The sequence below is a fragment of the Achromobacter aegrifaciens genome (genome assembly GCF_902859965.1).
GTDB classification, from domain to species: domain Bacteria; phylum Pseudomonadota; class Gammaproteobacteria; order Burkholderiales; family Burkholderiaceae_B; genus Achromobacter; species Achromobacter aegrifaciens.
Genome location: NZ_CADIKO010000003.1, coordinates 562,261 through 582,395, shown reverse-complemented (window position 1 = coordinate 582,395; position 20,135 = coordinate 562,261). Strand labels below are relative to the sequence as shown.

The window sequence follows — 20,135 nt, the reverse complement described above, 5'->3', positions numbered from 1 at the left end:
TCTTTCGTCACTGTGAATAAGTGTGAAGCGGGGAGCATACTTCCGAACAAAATAATTAATCAAGCGTGACGGATTAAATGATAGACTCGCTTCCCCACGCGGGAAAGTCGGCGCCTTTCCCCACCTCAGCCCTCTGCGGGCCCATCAGAAATTTTAAAAATGAAGCAAAGAGTCTCTCTACGCACGCTCGCCCTTTCTTCCGTACTAATTCTTATTACCGGTTGCTCGAAACCGGAAGCCCAACAAGCCACCGAGGCTCCCGCCGAAGTCGGCGTCATCGTTGCCCAAGCCACGCCCACCAGCGTCGCGACCGAATTGCCGGGCCGGCTGGAGCCCTACCGCGAAGCCGAAGTGCGCGCGCGCGTGGCCGGCATCGTCACCGCGCGCCTGTACGAAGAAGGCCAGGATGTGACGCGCGGCGCCGCCCTGTTCCAGATCGATCCCGCGCCGTTGCAGGCCGCCTACGATTCGGAAGCCGCGAACCTGGCGCGCGCGCAGGCCAATCTTTCCGCCGCCGCCGACAAGCTGCGCCGCTACGCTGACCTGGTGTCGGACCGCGCCATCAGCGAACGCGACCACGCCGAAAGCGTGGCGCAGGAACGCCAGGCGCGGGCCGAGGTCGCCCTGGCCCGCGCCAACCTGCAGAGCGCCAAGCTGAAGCTGGATTACGCGCGCGTCACTTCGCCCATCGACGGCCGGGCGCGGCGCGCGCTGGTGACCGAAGGCGCACTGGTGGGCGAAGGCCAGGCCACGCCGCTGACGGTGGTGCAGCAGATCGATCCCATCTACGTGAACTTCGCCCAGCCGGCGGTCGAGGTGATGCAGTTGCAGAAGCAGATCCGCGCGGGCGCCCTGGAAGGCGTGGCGCCGGACCAGGTGCGGGTGCGGCTGCTGCTGCCCGACGGCTCGGAGTACGGGCGCGGCGGCACGCTGTCGTTCGCCGATCTGGCGGTGGATCCCGGCACGGACAACGTCACCATGCGGGCGCTGTTCGAGAATCCGGGCCGCGATCTGCTGCCGGGCATGTATGTGCGGGTGCGGCTGGAGCAGGCGATCAACCGCGACACCTATCTGGTGCCGCGCAACGCCCTGCTGCGCAATGCCGAAGGCGCGCACGTGCTGGCCGCGGGTGCAGACGGAGAGCTGAAGAAGATCGCCGTCACCGCAGAGCGGCTGCAGGGTCCGAACTGGATCGTCACGCAGGGATTGGCAGGCGGCGAACGCATCGTCGTCGAGAACGCCGCGCATATGGCGGCGGGACAGAAAATCAAACCGGTGGAGCGGGCCGCGCCCAGTGCGCAGGCCCCCGCCGCCGGCAACCCGGAGGCCGGCGTCCAGGCTAGGACGTCCGCGCCGGGCCAAAAAGGATAAACCGCAATGGCGCGTTTTTTTATCGATCGCCCCGTCTTCGCCTGGGTGATCTCGCTGCTGATCGTGCTGGTCGGCATCCTGTCGATCCGTGCGCTGCCGGTGGCCCAATATCCGGACATCGCTCCGCCCGTGGTCAACGTCGGCGCCAGCTACCCCGGCGCCTCGGCCAAGGTGGTCGAAGAGGCCGTCACCGCCATCATCGAACGCGAGATGAACGGCGCGCCGGGACTGATGTACACCTCGTCCAGCAGCGACTCGACGGGCTGGGCCAGCATCAACCTGACTTTCAAGCAAGGCACCAACCCGGACCTGGCGGCCGTGGAAGTGCAGAACCGCCTGAAGGCGGTGGAGCCGCGCCTGCCGGAATCGGTGCGCCGCGACGGCGTGCGCGTGGAGAAGGCGGCCGACAACATCCAGCTGGTGGTGTCGCTGAAGTCGGATGGCGGGCTGGATGACATCCAGCTGGGCGAACTGGCAGCCTCCAACGTGCTGCAGGCGTTGCGCCGCGTGGAAGGCGTGGGCAAGGTGCAGTCGTTCGGCGCGGAAGCCGCCATGCGCATCTGGCCGGATCCGGCCAAGCTGACGGCCATGTCCCTGACCCCGGGCGACATCGTCTCGGCCCTGCGCAGCCACAACGCCCGCGTCACCATCGGCGAGCTGGGCAACCAGGCCGTGCCCAAGGACGCCCCGCTGAACGCCAGCATCGTCGCGGGCGAGTCCCTGCGCACGCCCGAGCAATTCGGCAACATTCCGCTGCGCGCGCAGCCGGACGGTGCCACTTTGCGCCTGAAGGATGTGGCGCGGGTCGAATTGGGCGGCACCGACTACATGTACCTGTCGCGCGTGAACGGCATGACCGGCACGGGCCTGGGCATCAAGCTGGCGCCGGGTTCGAACGCGGTCGAAACCACCAAGCGCATCCGCGCGACCATGCAGGAGCTGGCCCAGTATTTCCCGCCGGGCGTGACCTGGGACATTCCGTACGAGACATCCACCTTCGTCGAAATCTCGATCAAGAAGGTGCTGATGACCCTGCTGGAAGCCGTAGCCCTGGTGTTCTGCGTGATGTACCTGTTCATGCAGAACTTCCGCGCCACGCTGATTCCGACGCTGGTCGTGCCGGTGGCGCTGCTGGGCACGCTGGGCGTGATGCTGGGGCTGGGCTATTCCATCAACGTGCTGACGATGTTCGGCATGGTGCTGGCCATCGGCATCCTGGTCGACGACGCCATCGTGGTGGTGGAAAACGTCGAGCGCATCATGGCCGAGGAAGGCTTGTCGCCGCGCGAGGCCACGGTCAAGGCCATGGGCCAGATCAGCGGCGCCATCGTGGGCATCACGGTGGTGCTGGTGTCGGTGTTCGTGCCGATGGCCTTCTTTGACGGCGCGGTGGGCAACATCTACCGCCAGTTCGCCGTGACGCTGGCCGTGTCGATTGCCTTCTCGGCCTTCCTGGCGCTGTCGCTGACGCCGGCGCTGTGCGCCAGCATGCTCAAGCCGATCGCCGCCGGCCACCACGAGAAGCGCGGCTTCTTCGGCTGGTTCAACCGGGCCTTCGCGCGCCTGACGGCGCGCTACACCGCCCGGGTGTCGGGCGTGCTGGCCCGTCCGGTGCGCTTCGGCCTGGCCTATCTGGCGGTGATCGCCGCGGTGGCGCTGCTGTTCGCCCGGCTGCCCTCTTCCTTCCTGCCGGACGAAGACCAGGGCAGCTTCATGGCCATGGTCATCCTGCCCCAGGGCTCGCCGCAAGCCGAAACCATGGCGATGGTGAAAGAGGTCGAGCGCTACATGATGGAGCATGAGCCCGTCGAATATGTGTATTCGGTCAACGGCTTCAGCAACTACGGCAGCGGACCGAACTCGGCCATGTTCTTCGTCACGCTAAAGGACTGGAAGCAGCGCGGCGGCGCCGACCTGCACGTGAACGCGGTGGTGGAACGCATCAACGCCGCCTTCGCCGACCGCAAGAACGTCATGGTGCATGCGCTGAACTCCCCGCCGCTGCCGGACCTGGGCTCCACCTCGGGCTTCGACTTCCGCCTGCAGGACCGGGGCGGCCTGGGCTACGAGGCCCTGGAGCAGGCGCGCCAGCAATTGCTGGCAGCGGCGGCCAAGCATCCCGCGCTGACGGAGGTTGTCTTCGCCGGCCAGGAAGAAGCGCCGCAGCTGGAGCTGCGCGTCGACCGCGACAAGGCGCAGGCCATGGGCGTGCCACTGGACGAGATCAACACCGCCCTGGCGGTAATGTACGGTTCGGACTATATCGGCGACTTCATGCTCAATGGCCAGGTGCGGCGCGTGACCGTGCAGGCCGACGGCAAGAGCCGTGTCGACATGGAAGACGTGTCGCGCCTGCATGTACGCAACCTGCAGGGCCAGATGGTGCCGCTGTCGGCCTTCGCCACCCTGAAATGGTCGATGGGACCGCCGCAGCTCAACCGCTACAACGGCTTCCCGTCGTTCACCATCAACGGCTCGGCCGCGCCCGGGCACAGCAGCGGCGAGGCCATGCGCGCCATGGAGGCGCTGGCGGCCGAACTGCCGCGCGGCATCGGCTTCGACTGGTCGGGGCAGTCCTACGAGGAACGGCTGTCCGGCAACCAGGCGCCCGTGCTGTTCGCGCTGTCGGTGCTGGTCGTGTTCCTGGCCCTGGCCGCGCTGTATGAAAGCTGGTCGATACCGCTGGCGGTGATCCTGGTGGTGCCGCTGGGCGTGATCGGCGCGGTGCTGGGCGTGACGCTGCGCGGCATGCCCAACGACATCTACTTCAAGGTCGGCCTCATCGCCACCATCGGGCTGTCGGCCAAGAACGCGATCCTGATCGTGGAAGTGGCCAAGGACCTGGTGCGCGACGGCCAGGGCATCGTGTCCGCCACGCTGGAGGCCGCCAGGCTGCGGCTGCGGCCCATCGTGATGACCTCGCTGGCCTTCGGCGTGGGCGTGCTGCCCCTGGCGCTGGCCACCGGCGCGGCCTCGGGCGCCCAGGCCGCGATCGGCACGGGCGTGCTGGGCGGCATCGTCACGGCGACGGTGCTGGCCATCTTCCTGGTGCCGCTCTTCTTTTTGATCGTGGGCCGCGCGCTGGGCATGCGCGTGCGCCCCTCGCGTCCGCAAGGCCGCGAAACGCTGGAGACCACGCCATGAAGGCTATGGCAATGACCCTGCTGGCGCTGGCCCTGGCCGGCTGCTCGCTGGCCCCCACCTATGAGCGACCGGCAGCGCCGGTCCCCCAGGCCTATGACACGGTCGCCGCGGACGGACTGGCGGCGATGCCGCAGGACTGGCGCGATTACTTCAACGACCCGGCGCTGCAGGCCTGGATCGCCGCCGCGCTCGAGAACAACCGCAACCTGCGGGTGGCGGCGCTGCGCATCCAGGAAGCGCGGGCGCTGTACGGCGTACAGCAGGCCGACCGCCTGCCGTCCATCGACGGCACGGGCGAGTTCAGCCGCGGACGCGGCGCGGAGCCCGGCCAGCCGCGCATGCCGGTGGCCGACCGCTACCGCGCCGCCGTCGGCATCGCCGCGTTCGAACTGGATTTCTTCGGCCGCGTGAAGAGCCTGAGCGACGCGGCGCTGTCGCGCTACCTGGCCAGCGAGGAAGCGCACCGCGCTGCCACGCTGTCGCTGGTGTCAGAAACGGCCACGGCCTACTTCAACCAGCGCTCACTGGCCGAACAGCTGCGCCTGACCGAAAGCACGCTGGCGCTACGCGAGGCCTCGCTCAAACTGACCCAGCGCCGTTACGACGCCGGGCTGGAAACGGCCGTGGGGCTGCGTACCGCGCAGATGCTGGTGGAATCCTCGCGCGCCACGCATGCCGAACTGAGCCGGGAATACCGGCAGTCGGTGCACACGCTGGGCCTGCTGGCGGGCGACTTTTCGCTGCCGCCCGACACCGATGCCGTCACGCTGGAAAGCCAGAGCCTGACACCGCTGGCCGCGGGCCTGCCTTCAACCCTGCTGGTCCGTCGCCCGGACTTGCGCCAGGCCGAGGACACGCTGCGGGCCGCCAACGCCGACATCGGCGCGGCGCGCGCGGCGTTCTTCCCGTCGGTGCAGCTGACGACCGACATCGGCACCACGGCGGGCAGCTTCTCGGACCTGTTCGGTTCGGGCACGGGCACCTGGACCTTCGCGCCCAAGCTGACGCTGCCCATCTTCAACGCCGGACGCAACAGCGCCAACCTGTCGCTGGCGGAAGCGCGCAAGGACATCGCGGTGGCCCAGTACGAGGGCAGCATCCAGCAGGCCTTCCGCGAAGTGGCCGACGCGCTGTCCGCGCGCGACACGCTGCGCGCCCAGATCGACGCCCAGCGCAAGGTCCGCGACGCCGACCGCGACCGCCAGCGCCTGACCGAAAGGCGCTACGAACGAGGCGTAGCGAGCTACCTGGAAATGCTGGAAGCGCAGCGCAGCCTGTTCGAATCCGAACAGGAGTTCATCCGGCTGCAGCAGCGCCGGCTGGTCAATGCGGTGGAGTTGTACAAGGCGCTGGGCGGCTGGGAGCAGCCCCGCTCATGACTGGTCAGCCAGCCTTGTCGATGCGGTAGGCGCAGCGGCGCGCGCCCGCGAGGATGTGTTCTTCGCGGCGCACCCGGACTTCTGCTCCTAGCACCTTGTGGAAGAGTTCCAGCTCGCTGCGGCAAAAGCCCATACAGGCTTTGGCCGCGGAGCAGATCGGGCAGTGGTTCTCGATGAACAGGAAGTCCGCGCCATCCTTGCGCAGCTCGGCCATGTAGCCTTCGGCAGAGCGGACTTCCACCAGCCGCTCCAGCCTTTCCTTCAGGCTGCGGGCGCCCTGCATGGCCTGGCGGTAGCTGTTGAGCATGGCGGCTTCGCGCGCCTGGATCAGCTTTTCGATGCCCTCTTCGCCAAACACCTGGCGCACCGCGCCCAGCATCTGCACCGTCATTTCCGCATGCGTGTCCGGGAAGCGCCCGTTTCCGGCATCGGTCAGGAACCAGATCTGCGTGGGCCGGCCCCGGCCCGCGCTGTGGCTTTCGGAATCCACCAGTCCTTCCGCATGCAGGCGCGTCATCTGCTGACGCACGGCCTCGGCCGTCACGTCCAGGGCCTTGGCAATGACGGCGACGGATTGCGGGCCCCGCGTCTTCAGGGTCATGAGCACGCGATCGGCGGGCTGATGCTCCCAGACCACGGGATGGGACGGACTGTCAGACATGGATGTGCATACTCCGGTTGTTTGCCTATGGTGCCATGAACCTGGCCTGCCGGTCAGCCGGAAGCGGCCGGCGGATCCATCGAGGGCGCCTCCCATCCGCCCCCCAAGGCTTTGTACAGCGCGATCAGGCGGGTATAGGACTCGGTTTCGGCCACGGCCACGGCGTCCTGGGCGCGCAAAAGCGTACGCTGCGCGTCCAGCACCGTCAAATACGGCGTACTGCCCTCACGGTAGCGCAGCTGCGCCAGTTCCGCCGCCCTGCCGCTATGCGCGGCCGCCTGCGCCAGGCTGCCCAGGCGCTGCTGGGTCTGGCCGTACTCCGTCAGCGCCGATTCCAGTTCCTCGACCGCGCGCAGCACGGTCAGCTCGTAGCTGGCGACGGCGCCGTCCGCGCGCGCCACCGCGCCACGCTTGCGCGCCAGCGCCGTGGGCAGATGGAAGGCAGGCCAGTTGGCCGTGGCCGCCACGCTGAACGCGCGGCTGGCCGATGAGCCGAAATCCGCGCCGCGCAGGGCGACGAAACCCAGGAACCCGCCCAGGTCGATGCGCGGATAGAGCTCCGCAGTCGCCACGCCCACATCGGCGTTGGCCGCAGCCATGCCGCGTTCGGCCGCCAGCACGTCCGGGCGGCGCGACAGCAAGGCGCTCACGTCGCCGATCGGCAGGCGGGTATCCAGGGGCGCCAGCGCCTTGCCCGCATCGAGCTCGCCCAGCTCCACCGGCCGCAGGCCCGCCAACACCGCGATCCGGTACTGCGCCAGCCGTCGGGCCGCGATCTGCAACGGCACGCTGGCCTGCACGGTCTCCAGTTCGGCGCGGGCGCTGGCCAGGTCGCCTTCGTCGCCGCGGCCGGCCGACACCATGGCCTGGATCACGCGCAGGCTGTCGCGCTGGCTTTCAAGGTTGGCGCGCGCCACGGCCAGGCGCTGTTCCGCGCCGCGCAGCTCGAAGTAATTGCGCGCCACTTCGGCGGCCACGACGATGCGGGTCTGGGCCAGGTCCGCTGCCTGCGCCTCGCTGCGCGCGGCCGCGCCCTCGGCCGCCCGGCGCAGCCGGCCGAACAGGTCCAGCTCCCAGGTGGCGTCAAAGCCCGCCCGGTAGCTCTCGGCCAGATTGCGCTGGCCCGCGACGCCGGCATTGGCCTGCGACAGGCTGCGTTCATAGCCGCCGCCCAGCGTGACCGCCGGCAACTGGTCCAGTTCCTTCTCGTCCAGCACCGCGCGCGACTCGGCCAGGCGCGCCTGCGCCATGCGGATATCCAGATTGCGCGACAGCGCCAGATCGATCAGCCGGTCCAGCTGGGGGTCCTGCAATTGCTTCCACCAGTCGCGCTGCAATTGATCGGTTGAGAACAGGGCCTGTTCAGGGCTGGCCAACGCCACCGGAGCAGCCTGGGGTTTCTGGTAGTCGGGTCCGACGGCGCAGCCGGCCGTGGCCAGCGCGGCCAGCAGCACGGCCGCGCCGCGGCGCATGCGTATGGAAAGTTGTGAGTGCTTCATGATGGTTTCCTTCGGCTAGGCGGAGGCGCCGGGCGCCGCGGCGTCCTCGGCCTGGGCCAGCGCCAGTTCCCGGGCGCGCGGCGTGTCGTGCGCTGCGCGGTGGTCGCGGGCGAATACGGTGTAGACGGTGGGCAGCACGAACAACGTAAACAGCGTGCCCACCAGCAGGCCCACCACGATGACCAGGCCCAGGCTGTAGCGGCTGTGCGCGCCCGCGCCGCTGGCGAACAGCAACGGGATCAGGCCCATGACCATGGCGGCGGTCGTCATCAGGATGGGACGCAGCCGGATGCGGGCGGCCTGCTCCATCGCGGTGCGCCGGTCCAGCCCGTGGCTGACCTGCATTTCATTGGCGAACTCCACCATCAGGATGCCGTGCTTGCTGATCAGGCCGATCAGCGTCACCAGCCCGATCTGGGTATAGATGTTGACGGTAGCCATGCCCAGCGCCAGCGGTATCAGCGCGCCGCAGATCGACATGGGCACGCTCACCAGGATGATGAAGGGGTCGCGCAGGCTCTCGTATTGCGCCGCCAGCACCAGGTAGATCACGATGATGGCGAAGATGAAGGTGATCATCAGCGCCGAGCCTTCCTGGCTGTACTGGCGCGCGTCCGACTGCCAGTCGTAGCTGAAGCCCGCAGGCAGGAACTGGGCTTGCCGGGTCAGGAACTGCACCGCATCGCCCATGGTCACACCAGGCATCGGAATGGCCTGGAAGGTGGCCGCGTTGAGCTGGTTGAACTGCGTCAGCTTGTTGGGCTCCACCCCCATGGACACGGTCACAAGGTTGGACAGCGGCACCTGCGCGCCGCTGGCGCTCTTGACGTAGTAGCGCGCCAGCGACTCCGGCGAAATACGCTGTTCGCGCAGGCTCTGCGGAATAACGTCGTAGGAACGGCCGTCCATGCCGAAGCGGTTCACGTAGTTCTCGCCCACCAGCACGGCCAGCGTGTCGCCGATGGCCTTCATGGTGACGCCCAGGCTGTTGGCCTTGGCGCGGTCCACCTTCAGTTGCACCACCGGATTGTTGTAGTCCAGGTCGCTGTCGACCACCATGAACAAGCCGCTTTCACGCGCCGCCTTCTTCAGGCCCTCCATGGCCTCATAGACCACCGGATAGTCGGACGCGCTCATGATGACCATCTGTACCGGCAGCCCGCCGGTGGAGCCCGGCAGGGACGGCAGCTGGAAGGCGAAGATATTGCTGCCCTCGACCTGGTTCACCATAGCCTGCATGTCGGCCTGGATCTGGTCGGCCGAACGCTCGCGCTTTTCCCAAGGCACGAAGTCCACGCCGCCGATGCTGTTGGAGACGCCGTCGGAACCGTTGATCAGCCAGCGCCCCTGCTGTTCCGGCAGGGTCTTCATGACGTCGTCCCACTTGCGGCCGAATTTCTCCACGTAGTCGATATTGGCGTGCTGCGGCGACTTGATCGCGGTCAGCACTGTCGACTGGTCTTCGACCGGCGCCAGCTCGCGCTGCGCGGCGTTGTAGAGGAACGGCAGGCTCGCCAGTACCGCCACGGCAATCAGCCCGGTCACCCATCGGTGATGCAGCGAGACGTCCAGCACGCGGCCATAGGCATCGCCCAGGCGTCCGAAGAAATGCTCGGCGCGGCGCGCCATCCAGCCCTCGGAGACCCGGCTGTTGAGCAGGAACGAGCTCATCACGGGCGACAAGGTCAGCGCAATGACGCCCGACACGACCACGGACCCGGCCAGGGTGAAGGCGAACTCCTTGAAGAGCGAACCAGTAAGCCCGCCCATCAGGCCGATCGGCGCGTAGACCGCGGCCAGCGTGATGGTCATCGCGATCACAGGCCCCGCCACTTCGCGCGCGCCGATGAGGGCCGCGCGCACCGGCGACTTGCCCTCTTCGATGTGGCGGTGCACGTTTTCCACGACCACGATGGCGTCGTCCACCACCAGGCCGATAGCCAGCACCATGGCCAGCAAGGTCAGCAGGTTCACGCTGAAGCCGAACAGCGCCATGATGGCAGCCCCGCCCAGCATGGACAGGGGAATGGTCAGCACCGGAATCAGCACGGCGCGCAAGGAACCCAGGCACAGGAAGATCACCACCACCACGATGGCGATGGCCTCGATCAGCGTATGCACCACGCCATCGATGGAAGCGCTGATGAAGCGGGCCAGCTCGAACGGCACCTGTACGCTGGTGCCGGGCGGCAGGTTCTGCTTGATGTTGGGCAGCAACTCGTTCAGGCGTTTGACGATCACCAGCGGATTGCCCACCGGCGTGGCGTTAAGGCCGAAGTACACCGCCGGCTCGCCGTCCATCAGGCCGCTGGAATCGGTGGATGCCGCGCCCAGTTCCACCGTGGCCACGTCGCCCAGGCGCACGATCGCGTCGCCCTCGCGCTTGACCACCATGTCGCGGAATTCCGCGACGTTGACCAGGTCCGTGTTGACCTGGATGTTGGACACCACGTACAGGCCCTTGGCCTGCCCCGGCGCCGCCTGCACGTTGTTGTCGCGCAGCGCGTCGGCCAGTTCGCCCGCGGAAATGCCGCGCGCCGCCATCCGGTTCGGGTCCAGCCACACCCTCATGGCCAGTTTTTGCCCGCCGTAGAGTTCCACGCTGGCCACGCCGTCGATGGACGAGAGCTGCGGCTGCACCACGCGCGACAGATAATCCGTCAGGGACGCCAGCGACAAGGTGCTGCTGGAAAAGCCGACATAGGCCACGGCGGTCGCCTCGCCGGCGGACTTGACCAGCACGGGGTCGTAGACGTCCTGCGGCAGGCGGTACTTGACCTCGTTGACCTTGGCCATCACCTCCGTCATGGCCTTGTTGGAGTCGGCGTTCAGCTTCATCCGCACCGTGATCACGCTACGGCCTTGCGTGGAGGAAGACGACAGGTAGTCGATGCCTTCCACCGTGGCCACGGACTGCGCGATGGGCTGGGTGACGAAGCCTTGCATGAGGTCGGGCGAAGCGCCCGGATACTGGGTGGTGATGGTGATGGTGGTACTTTCGGTCAGCGGATACTGCCGCACCGGCAGGCCGCTCAGGGCCTTGATGCCCAGCAGCAGGATCAGCGTGCTGACCACCAGCGCCAGCACTGGCCGGCGCACGAAGAGATCGGTGAATTTCATGTTCTGCTCCGCGCCCTTACCGGACTTGCGCCACGGTCTGCTGCGCGGCGTCCAACGCCACGGTGTCCTCGACGCCGACCTCGACCGCCGCGCCGTTGTGCAGGCGCAGCTGGCCTGAGGTCACGACCTGGTCGCCCGCCTGCAAGCCTTCGGTCACGACCACGCGGCCGCGCACGCGCTCGGCCGTCTTCACATAGGCCTGGCGGACCGTCGGGCCGGCGGACGCCTCGCCCGCCTTGGGCGGGTTCAGCACGTAGACGGAATCGCCATAGGCGCTGTAACTGACCGCGGTTTCCGGCACGGTGATCACGCCGGGACGCGCGGGCAGGCCGATCTGGCCCTGGGCATACATGCCGGCCGCGAGCGCGCCATCGGCGTTAGGCAGGGTCGCCTGCACGCGCACGGTGCGCGACCCTGCGTCCACTTGCGGCTCCACGGTGGTGATCTGGCCTTCGAAGACGCGTCCCGCATGGGCGTCCACGGTCACCGCCACCGGCTGGCCCGCGCGCAACGCGCCCATGGCCTGCTCGGGCAGGGTGATGTTGGCGTACATGGCGGAAGCGTCGGTCAGCGATACCAGCGGATCGCCGGCGCGGGCGAATTGCCCCAGGTTCACGCGGCGCACGCCCAGCACGCCGTCAAACGGCGCTTTGATGCGCTTTTGCTCGATCAAGGCCTGCACGCGCTTGATGTCGCCCGCGGCCTGGTCGTAGTCGGCCTGCGCCTGGTCCAGTTGTTCGCGCGTGGCGGCCTGTTGCGGCAGCAGGCGGCGGGTGCGGTCCAGCAAGGCGCGCGCATTGCGCGCCTGGGCCTGCAGCCGGGCCAGTTCGCCCTGCTCGGGCGCGTCGTTCAATTGCACCAGCAACTGGCCGGCCTGGACCTGCGCGCCCGAGGCGAACAGGATACGGTCGACCCGGCCGTCCACTTCGGCCGCCACCTGCACCTGGCGCGCCGCCTCCAGCGAGCCGATGCCGCTCAGCGTGACAGGGAAGTCCGCCTGCCGCGCGGCGGCCACCGCGACCTTGGCCGGCGCCATGGCCCAGCCGCCCTTTTGCTGCGCGCCGCCGTACTTCCAGTACAGTCCGCCGCCCGCCAGCGCCAGCGCCACGACCCCGGCCGCCCACGCTCCTGATTTCGCCTTCATGATTGACTCGCTATTTATCAAATAATGTTCTTGGATAATCCACGATATCGGGCATTTCGTCAAAAGGGTTAATCCAATCCCCTGCATAGCGGCGGACTATGGCGCGCAAGCCCCTGCGGGCCGTGTGGGCAAAAAAAAACCGCCAGCAGGCTGGCGGTTTCGTGGAGCGCAACGCGGCTAGGTCCGCACCATGTGCAGATAGTGGCGATGCCGTTCGTACTGGTCCAGGATGTCGCCGATGACGGCGTCGCGGCTCCAGCCCATGATGTCGTAATCCTGCCCGCCTTCGCGCAGGTGGACCTCGGCGCGGAAGTACTTGCGCTCGTCCTCGTCGGCCGCTTCCTCGGGCGTGAGACTGGGACGCACGAAGGCCTCGGGCTGCACCGCGTAGGAAAAGTCCAGGTGCTCGCCATGGGAGACTTCCATGATCACGCCCTCGTCGTTGCCGTGCTCGCGCACTTCCACCTGGTAGCCCTGCTTGCGCAGTTCGTCCGCCACGTCTTCCATGGCGGGCCGCACCACGTCGCTGATGAAGCGCTGCACATGGGCGCGGCGCGGCATCATGACCATGTTGCGCAGGCGCCGCTCCCATGACTGTCCGCCGCGCGCGGGGCGTGACAAGGTCAGCGACTGGTAGCGGATGCCGCGCTTGGTCGCGTCCAGCTTGAGCGCCTTGAACAGGCCCCACAGCGACAGCAGCAGAATGATGGAGAAAGGCAGCGCGCTGGCGATGGTCGCGGTTTGCAGGGCCGTGAGGCCATCGGCCAGCAGCAGCGCGATCGCCACCGCCCCCATCAGCACCGACCAGAAGATGCGTTGCCACACGGGCGTGCGGTCCGAACCGCCGGAGGCCAGCAGGTCGACCACCAGCGCGCCCGAGTCGGCCGAGGTCACGAAGAACACCGCCACCATCGCGATCGCGACGACGGACAGCACCCCGCTCCAGGGCAATTGTTCCAGGAAGGCGAACAGCGCCAAGGAAGAATCGGCCTGCACCACTTCCGCCAGGCCCTGCACCTTGTCGACCAGGATCATGTGGATGGCGGTATCGCCGAACACCGTCATCCAGAACAGCGTGAAGCCGGCCGGCACCAGCAGCACGCCGGTGACGAATTCGCGGATGGTGCGGCCGCGCGAGATGCGCGCGATGAACAGGCCCACAAAGGGCGACCACGCAATCCACCAGCCCCAGTAGAACAGCGTCCAGCCGCCGATCCAGTCGGTGGGTTCGTAGGCATACAGGTTGAAGGTCTTGTTGACGATGTCAGACAGGTAGGCGCCGGTGTTCTGAACAAAGGTCTGAAACAGGAACACCGTCGGGCCGACCACCAGCACGAACAGCAGCAGCACCGCCGCCAGCACCAGATTGGTCTCGGACAGGATGCGGATCCCCTTGTCCAGGCCGCTGGCCACCGACAAGGTCGCCAGGCCGCAGGTGACGATGACCAGGATGATCTGCGTGGTCACGCCCACCGGAATGCCGAACAGATGGTTCAGGCCGCTGTTGATCTGCGCCACGCCCAGACCCAGCGAAGTCGCCACGCCCAGCACCGTGCCGATGATGGCGAAGATGTCGACGGCATGCCCGATGGGCCCGTGGATGCGGTTGCCGATCAGCGGATACAGCGCCGAACGCAGGGTCAGCGGCAGCCCGTGCCGATAGCTGAAGAATGCCAGGATCAGCGCCACCACCGCGTAGATGGCCCAGGCATGCAGGCCCCAGTGGAAGAAGGTGATCTTCATGGCTTCACGGGCCGCAAGGGCGGTGCCCCCCTCGCCCACGGGCGGCGCGATGAAGTGCATCACGGGCTCGGCCACGCCGAAGAACATCAGGCCGATCCCCATGCCCGCGGAGAACAGCATCGCGAACCAGGTGAAGTTGCGGTAATCGGGTTCGCTGTGGTCGGGTCCCAGCTTGATGTCGCCATACCGGCTGACCGCCAGGAATACCACCGCGATCAGGATGATGGCCACGACCAGAATATAGAACCAGCTGGCGTTGCCCAATATCCAGCCCTGCACGGACTCGAACAGGCTTTGCGCGACCTTGGGCGCCAGGATCGCGAACCCCACCAGCAGCAGCGTGAACACGGCCGCCGGAAAGAACACTGGGCGATTGATGGTGGATGGTCGGGTTTCTGAAGTCATGCTGCCGCTCCTTTCGCCCGAGGGTTGGAAATTCCCAGCACGCGTCCCCCCTCAGTCCGGCCGCGCGCCGCAAGTATTACTATCACGGCCTAAGGCCGTCTGACAATCTGAAACCGCAAGCCGGGCCGGCCAGAGGAGAGATATCCCATGATCGATCACCTGGACCATCTGGTCCTGACCTGTACCGACCCCGACGCCACGGTGGACTTCTATACCCGGATCCTGGGCATGCGCCTGGAAACCTTTGGCGAAGGCCGCCAGGCGCTGCGCTTCGGCAACCAGAAGATCAACCTGCACGTGCGCGGCCATGAGTTCGAACCCAAGGCCCACCTGCCCGTACCGGGCGCGCTGGACCTGTGCTTCATCGCCGATCGCCCGCTGGAAGACGTGATCGCGCATCTGAACCGCGAAGGCGCCCGGATCATCGAAGGCCCCGTGCCGCGCACTGGCGCCACCGGCAAGATCCGCTCGGTCTACCTGCGCGACCCGGACCTGAATCTCATCGAAATCTCGGAATTGCTGGCCTGAGGCCGGGAACCGGCCGCCTTAGTCGGTCTTCGGTTCGCCGAAGACCACGCTGCGGAAGAAACCGGCCAGCACGGCCTCGGTCATTTCCGGCGTGACGGCCTGCGGGTCGAAGGCATAGCTGAACTGCATGCCGTCCGACAGGGCCAGCAGGCCCAGTGCCATCTGTTCCGGCGGCATGCGTAGCGGCGTGCCGACCCGCGCAGAAAACTGGCGGATGTATTCCGTGGTGGCTTCGCGCAATTCCCGCATGCAAGCCACGAAGCCAGCCCGGAAATCCGGATCGCGCGCCGCCTGCAACTTGCCTTCCATCCACAGCAGGAAACAGTCGTTCTCGCGGTAATGCGTGGAGTAGTACTCCAGCACGCGGGCTTCCATCTGCGGACGCGATTCGCCGTCCTCGAAGATGGCGCGCATGTCGCTCATCACGCTCTCGTGATCGCGCCTGAGCAGTTGCAGGAACAGTTCGGACTTGCTGGTGAAGTTGGAATAAAAGGCCCCGCGCGTGTACCCCGCCTGCTCGGCGATGTCCTCCACGCTGGCAGCCACGAATCCCTTGGCAAGAAAGATCGATTGCGCAGCGTCGAGCAGACGCTGGCGCGTCTGGTCACGGCTTTGCTCTCGCGTAAGGCGGACTTTTGACATGGCGGGAGTTTAGCACTGGGGAGCATTTCAGATTCAATATTGAATTCGAATTCATACCTGTATTAGAATCCAGGCCGTATCGGGTCGAAACCGGCCCTTATTCCCGAATCTCCGCGCCGCGAGGTGTTCCGTGACTTGCCCTGGCCCTGCCGCGCGCTTTGCCGCGCGCGCCGCCGCGGCCGCCTCTGCGGCGCCGCTTTCACCCTCCAACCGCTCCCGCCATTGGCCGCGCCTGTGGTCGCTGCCTGCCGCCGCATCACTTGCTCTGCTGCTCGCTGCCTGCGGCCGCAATGAAGCGCCGCCGCCCGCGCCGCGCCCTGTGGTCGCCATGCCCGCCCAGGCCGATGAACGCCTGCCGGCCTGGACGCTGCCTGGCGAAGTGCAGGCGCGCTACAGCACCCCGCTGTCGTTCCGGGTCAATGGCAAGATCATCGAGCGCCAGGTCCGGCTGGGCGATGCCGTCACCCCCGGACAGATCGTCGCCAAACTGGATCCGGCCGACGCCGCCAAGAACGCGGCCAGCGCCCGCGCGCAGCTGTCGGCGGCCCAGCACCAGCTGGACTACGCGCGCCAGCAGCTGGACCGCGACCGCGCCCAAGCCCGCGAAAACCTGATCGCCGCGACCCAGCTGGAACAGACCCGCAACGCCTACGCCGCGGCATTGGCGCAACGCGACCAAGCTCAACAGCAGGCGGCGTTGGCGGCCGACCAGCTCAAATACACCACGTTGCAGGCCGACCATGCTGGCGTCATCACCGCGGAGCAGGCGGACACCGGACAGAACGTGGCCGCCGGCGAACCGGTCTACAGCCTGGCCTGGTCCGGCGACATCGACGCCATCTGCGACGTGCCGGAAAGCGTGCTGGCGGGCCTGGCCATCGGCCAACGCGCCAGCGTCACGCTCGGCCCGCTGCCCGGCCAGACGTTCTCCGCGGTGCTGCGCGAGATCGCGCCGGCCGCGGATCCGCAAAGCCGCACCTATCGCGCCAAGCTCACGCTGGAATCCCCGACCCCGGACGTGCGCCTGGGCATGACGGCCAATATCAGCTTCGACAACCGCTCTGGCGAAAACCTGACGACCTACACCGTGCCGGCCACCGCGCTGTTCCATGACGGCCCCGCGCCCGCCGTGTGGATCGTCAAGCCGGACGCCGACACGCTGGAGCTGCGCCGCGTCGAGGTGCTGCGCTACGACGCCCGCACCGTCACCCTGTCCAAGGGCCTGCAGGCGGGCGAACGCGTGGTCTGGCAAGGCGTGCACGCGGTGGCCGCCGGTGAGAAAGTCCGCGCCGTTCCGCCGCTGCATCCCGAGGATTTCGCCTCATGAGCGGCCCGCAGCATGACGCTTCCGTGCAGGTGCCTCGCCACGAGGAAGGCCGGTTCAACCTGTCGGCATGGGCGCTGCGGCACCAGCCGCTGGTCATCTTCATCATCACGCTGATCACACTCTTCGGCGTCCTGTCGTACTCGAAGCTGGCGCAATCGGAAGATCCGCCTTTCACCTTCCGCGTCATGGTCATCAAGACGCTATGGCCCGGCGCCACTGCGCAGCAGGTGCAGGAGCAGGTCACCGACCGCATCGCCAAGAAGCTGCAGGAAGCCCCCAACACGGACTTCATGCGCAGCTACTCGCGGCCGGGCGAATCGCTGATCTTCTACACCATGAAGGACTCCGCGCCCGCCAGCACCGTGGCCGAACAGTGGTACCAGGTGCGCAAGAAGGTCGGCGACATCGCAGCCACGCTGCCACCGGGCGTGCAAGGCCCCTTCTTCAACGACGAATTCGGCGACGTCTATACCAACATCTACACGCTGCAGGGCGACGGCTTTTCGCCCGCGCAGCTGCATGACTACGCCGACCGGCTGCGCACCGTGCTGCTGCGCGTGCCGGGCGTGGCCAAGGTGGACTACTTCGGCGATCAGCCTGAGCACATCTACGTCGAGATCTCCAACACCCAGCTCACGCGGCTGGGCGTGTCGCCGCAGCAGATCGCCCAGGCCATCAACAGCCAGAACGCCGTGACGAGCGCGGGCACGCTGACCACCGCCGACGACCGCATCTTCGTGCGGCCCAGCGGCCAGTACGCCAACAGCCGCGTCCTGGCCGACACGCTGATCCGGGTCAACGGCAAATCGATCCGGCTGGGCGACATCGCCACCATCCGCCGCGGCTACCAGGATCCGGCCATCGAGCAGATGCGGCTGGGCGGCAACGCCGTACTGGGCATAGGCATCACCATGCAGCCGGGGCGCGACGTGGTCCATCTGGGCAAGGCTTTGAGCGCCAAGTTCGAAGAACTCCAGGCCCAGTTGCCCGCCGGGCTGACGCTGAAGGAAGTCTCCAGCATGCCCAAGGCGGTATCGCATTCGGTCGACGACTTCCTGCGCTCCGTGGCCGAAGCCGTGGCCATCGTGCTGGCGGTGAGCCTGGTGTCCCTGGGCCTGCGCACCGGCATGGTGGTGGTCATCTCGATCCCGGTGGTGCTGGCGGTCACGGCGCTGTTCATGGACATGTTCGGCATCGGCCTGCACAAGGTATCGCTGGGCACGCTGGTGCTGGCGCTGGGCCTGCTGGTGGACGACGCCATCATCGCGGTCGAGATGATGGCGGTAAAGCTTGAACAGGGCTGGAGCCGCGCGCGCGCCGCTGCATTCGCCTACACCAGCACTGCCTTTCCCATGCTGACCGGCACGCTGGTCACGGTGGCGGGCTTCCTGCCGATCGCGCTGGCCAAGTCCAGCACGGGCGAATACACCCGTTCCATCTTCCAGGTGTCCGCCATCGCGCTGATCACCTCGTGGTTCGCCGCCGTGGTGCTGATCCCTTTGCTGGGCTACCGCATGCTGCCGGAACGCAAGCGCGAAGCCCATCTGCCCGACGACCACGAACACGACATCTACAACACCCGCTTCTATCAGCGCCTGCGCGGCTGGGTGGGCTGGTGCGTGGACCGCCGCTACCTGGTGCTGGGCGCCACGGCGCTGATCTTCGTCGTGTCCATGGCCTGCTTCCGCTTCGTGCCACAACAGTTCTTCCCCAGTTCCGACCGCAGCGAACTGCTGGTGGACGTGCGCCTGCAGGAAGGCGCCTCGTTCGCGGCCACGCTGCGCCAGGTCGAGCGGCTGGAAAAGGCGCTGGAGGGCCGTCCGGAAATCGATCACTCGGTCAGCTTCGTTGGCACCGGCGCACCGCGCTTCTACCTGCCGCTGGACCAGCAGCTCGCCACCCCGAACTTTGCCCAGCTGGTCATCACCACGCATTCGGTGGAGGACCGCGAGAAGCTCGCGCAATGGTTGCAGCCCGTGCTGCGCGAGCAGTTCCCGGCCATACGCAGCCGCCTGTCGCGCCTGGAGAACGGCCCGCCCGTGGGCTTCCAGGTGCAGTTCCGCGTGAGCGGCGACAGGATCGCCGACGTGCGCGCCGTGGCCGAGCAAGTGGCCGCCGAGGTCCGCGCCGACCCGCGCTCGACCAATGTGCAGTTCGACTGGGACGAACCGTCCGAACGTTCGGTGCGCTTCGAGATCGACCAGCAAAAAGCGCGCGAGCTGGGCGTCAGTTCCAGCGATATCTCGGACTTCCTGGCCATGACCCTGTCGGGCTACGCGGTCACGCAATACCGCGAACGCGACAAGCTGATCACCGTGAGCCTGCGCGCGCCGCAAGAGGAGCGGATCGATCCCGCGCGCCTGGCCACCCTGGCCATGCCCACGCCCAACGGCGCGGTGCCGCTGGGCAGCCTGGGCCACGTGCGCTATGACCTGGAGTATGGCGTCATCTGGGAACGCGACCGCCAGCCCACCATCACGGTGCAGGCGGACGTCGCGGCGGGCGCGCAAGGCATAGACGTCACCCGCGCCATCGATGCCAGGCTCAACACCCTGCGCGCCGGGTTGCCCGTCGGCTACCGCATCGAGGTGGGCGGCCCGGTGGAGGAAAGCGCAAAAGGCCAGTCCTCGATCAATGCCCAGATGCCGCTGATGGCGGTGGCCGTGCTGACCCTGCTGATGCTGCAGCTGCAAAGCTTCGCCCGCGTGCTGATGGTGGTGCTGACCGCGCCGCTGGGGCTGATAGGCGTGGTCGCGGCGTTGCTGCTGTTCGGCAAGCCCTTCGGCTTCGTGGCCATGCTGGGCGTGATCGCCATGTTCGGCATCATCATGCGCAATTCGGTCATCCTGGTGGATCAGATCGAACAGGACATCGGCGCCGGCCACAAGCGCGTGGACGCCATCGTCGGCGCCACGGTGCGGCGTTTCCGCCCGATCACGCTGACGGCCGCGGCCGCCGTGCTGGCGCTGATTCCGCTGTTGCGCAGCAACTTCTTCGGCCCCATGGCCACCGCCCTGATGGGCGGCATCACCATCGCCACCGTGCTGACGCTGTTCTTCCTGCCGGCCCTGTATGCCGCGTGGTTCCGCGTCCGCCATGACGAGCGCGACGAACCCGAAGGCGTGCCGCCGGGCGCCAACGCCGGCGACACGGTGGAACGGGGAGCATGACG

General features: G+C 67.2%; 12 protein-coding genes. 6 read left to right on the top strand and 6 right to left on the bottom strand.

All coding sequences use genetic code 11. From position 1 onward, the window contains the following. The first annotated feature begins 159 nt into the window (after positions 1-159). The 3 genes from HV793_RS21705 to oprZ are packed head-to-tail and all read left to right on the top strand — an operon-like array spanning position 160 to position 5,894. Positions 160-1,371 carry a MexX/AxyX family multidrug efflux RND transporter periplasmic adaptor subunit gene (locus HV793_RS21705; RefSeq protein ID WP_175213926.1) on the top strand — a complete coding sequence of 404 codons (1,212 nt, stop codon included), beginning with the start codon at positions 160-162 and terminating at the stop codon, positions 1,369-1,371. Between the two features lie 6 nt (positions 1,372-1,377). Then, positions 1,378-4,515 carry a multidrug efflux RND transporter permease subunit gene (locus HV793_RS21700; protein ID WP_175159636.1) on the top strand — a complete coding sequence of 1,046 codons (3,138 nt, stop codon included), beginning with the start codon at positions 1,378-1,380 and terminating at the stop codon, positions 4,513-4,515. Then, positions 4,512-5,894 (top strand): multidrug efflux RND transporter outer membrane subunit OprZ, encoded by a 1,383-nt coding sequence (oprZ, locus tag HV793_RS21695; protein WP_054450454.1) that lies wholly within the window; start codon positions 4,512-4,514, stop codon positions 5,892-5,894. Before HV793_RS21700 ends, oprZ begins: the two co-directional genes overlap by 4 nt. A gap of 4 nt (positions 5,895-5,898) precedes the next feature. On the opposite strand, the gene HV793_RS21690 is transcribed toward oprZ, so the two are convergent. The 5 genes from HV793_RS21690 to HV793_RS21670 form a co-directional block, all read right to left on the bottom strand. Then, positions 5,899-6,555, bottom strand: coding sequence for a helix-turn-helix transcriptional regulator (locus HV793_RS21690; RefSeq protein WP_119449049.1), 657 nt, complete (start codon positions 6,553-6,555; stop codon positions 5,899-5,901). A 53-nt stretch (positions 6,556-6,608) separates the two neighbouring features. Continuing rightward, entirely contained in the window at positions 6,609-8,054 is a 1,446-nt protein-coding gene (locus HV793_RS21685) for an efflux transporter outer membrane subunit (RefSeq protein ID WP_119449048.1), read from the bottom strand. A 15-nt stretch (positions 8,055-8,069) separates the two neighbouring features. Further along, a complete protein-coding gene (locus HV793_RS21680) occupies positions 8,070-11,174 on the bottom strand; it encodes a MexW/MexI family multidrug efflux RND transporter permease subunit (protein ID WP_125473049.1) in 3,105 nt (1,034 codons plus the stop codon). A gap of 16 nt (positions 11,175-11,190) precedes the next feature. After that, a complete protein-coding gene (locus HV793_RS21675) occupies positions 11,191-12,318 on the bottom strand; it encodes an efflux RND transporter periplasmic adaptor subunit (RefSeq protein WP_119449047.1) in 1,128 nt (375 codons plus the stop codon). A 177-nt stretch (positions 12,319-12,495) separates the two neighbouring features. Further along, positions 12,496-14,466: a BCCT family transporter gene (locus tag HV793_RS21670; protein WP_054450443.1), complete on the bottom strand. Its 1,971-nt coding sequence runs from the start codon at positions 14,464-14,466 to the stop codon at positions 12,496-12,498. 147 nt (positions 14,467-14,613) lie between these two features. Between HV793_RS21670 and HV793_RS21665 the strand changes: the two genes are divergently transcribed. Then, complete coding sequence (locus tag HV793_RS21665) at positions 14,614-14,994, top strand: VOC family protein (protein ID WP_054450441.1); 381 nt, start codon at positions 14,614-14,616, stop codon at positions 14,992-14,994. A gap of 18 nt (positions 14,995-15,012) precedes the next feature. Here the strand turns inward: HV793_RS21665 and HV793_RS21660 are convergent, their stop codons facing one another. Continuing rightward, positions 15,013-15,636, bottom strand: coding sequence for a TetR/AcrR family transcriptional regulator (locus HV793_RS21660; protein ID WP_119449046.1), 624 nt, complete (start codon positions 15,634-15,636; stop codon positions 15,013-15,015). Between the two features lie 130 nt (positions 15,637-15,766). Between HV793_RS21660 and HV793_RS21655 the strand changes: the two genes are divergently transcribed. Together HV793_RS21655 and HV793_RS21650 are read left to right on the top strand one after the other, a co-directional pair. Further along, positions 15,767-16,963 carry an efflux RND transporter periplasmic adaptor subunit gene (locus tag HV793_RS21655; RefSeq protein WP_054450437.1) on the top strand — a complete coding sequence of 399 codons (1,197 nt, stop codon included), beginning with the start codon at positions 15,767-15,769 and terminating at the stop codon, positions 16,961-16,963. Further along, entirely contained in the window at positions 16,960-20,133 is a 3,174-nt protein-coding gene (locus HV793_RS21650) for an efflux RND transporter permease subunit (protein ID WP_175213925.1), read from the top strand. Before HV793_RS21655 ends, HV793_RS21650 begins: the two co-directional genes overlap by 4 nt. Positions 20,134-20,135: the final 2 nt, after the last annotated feature.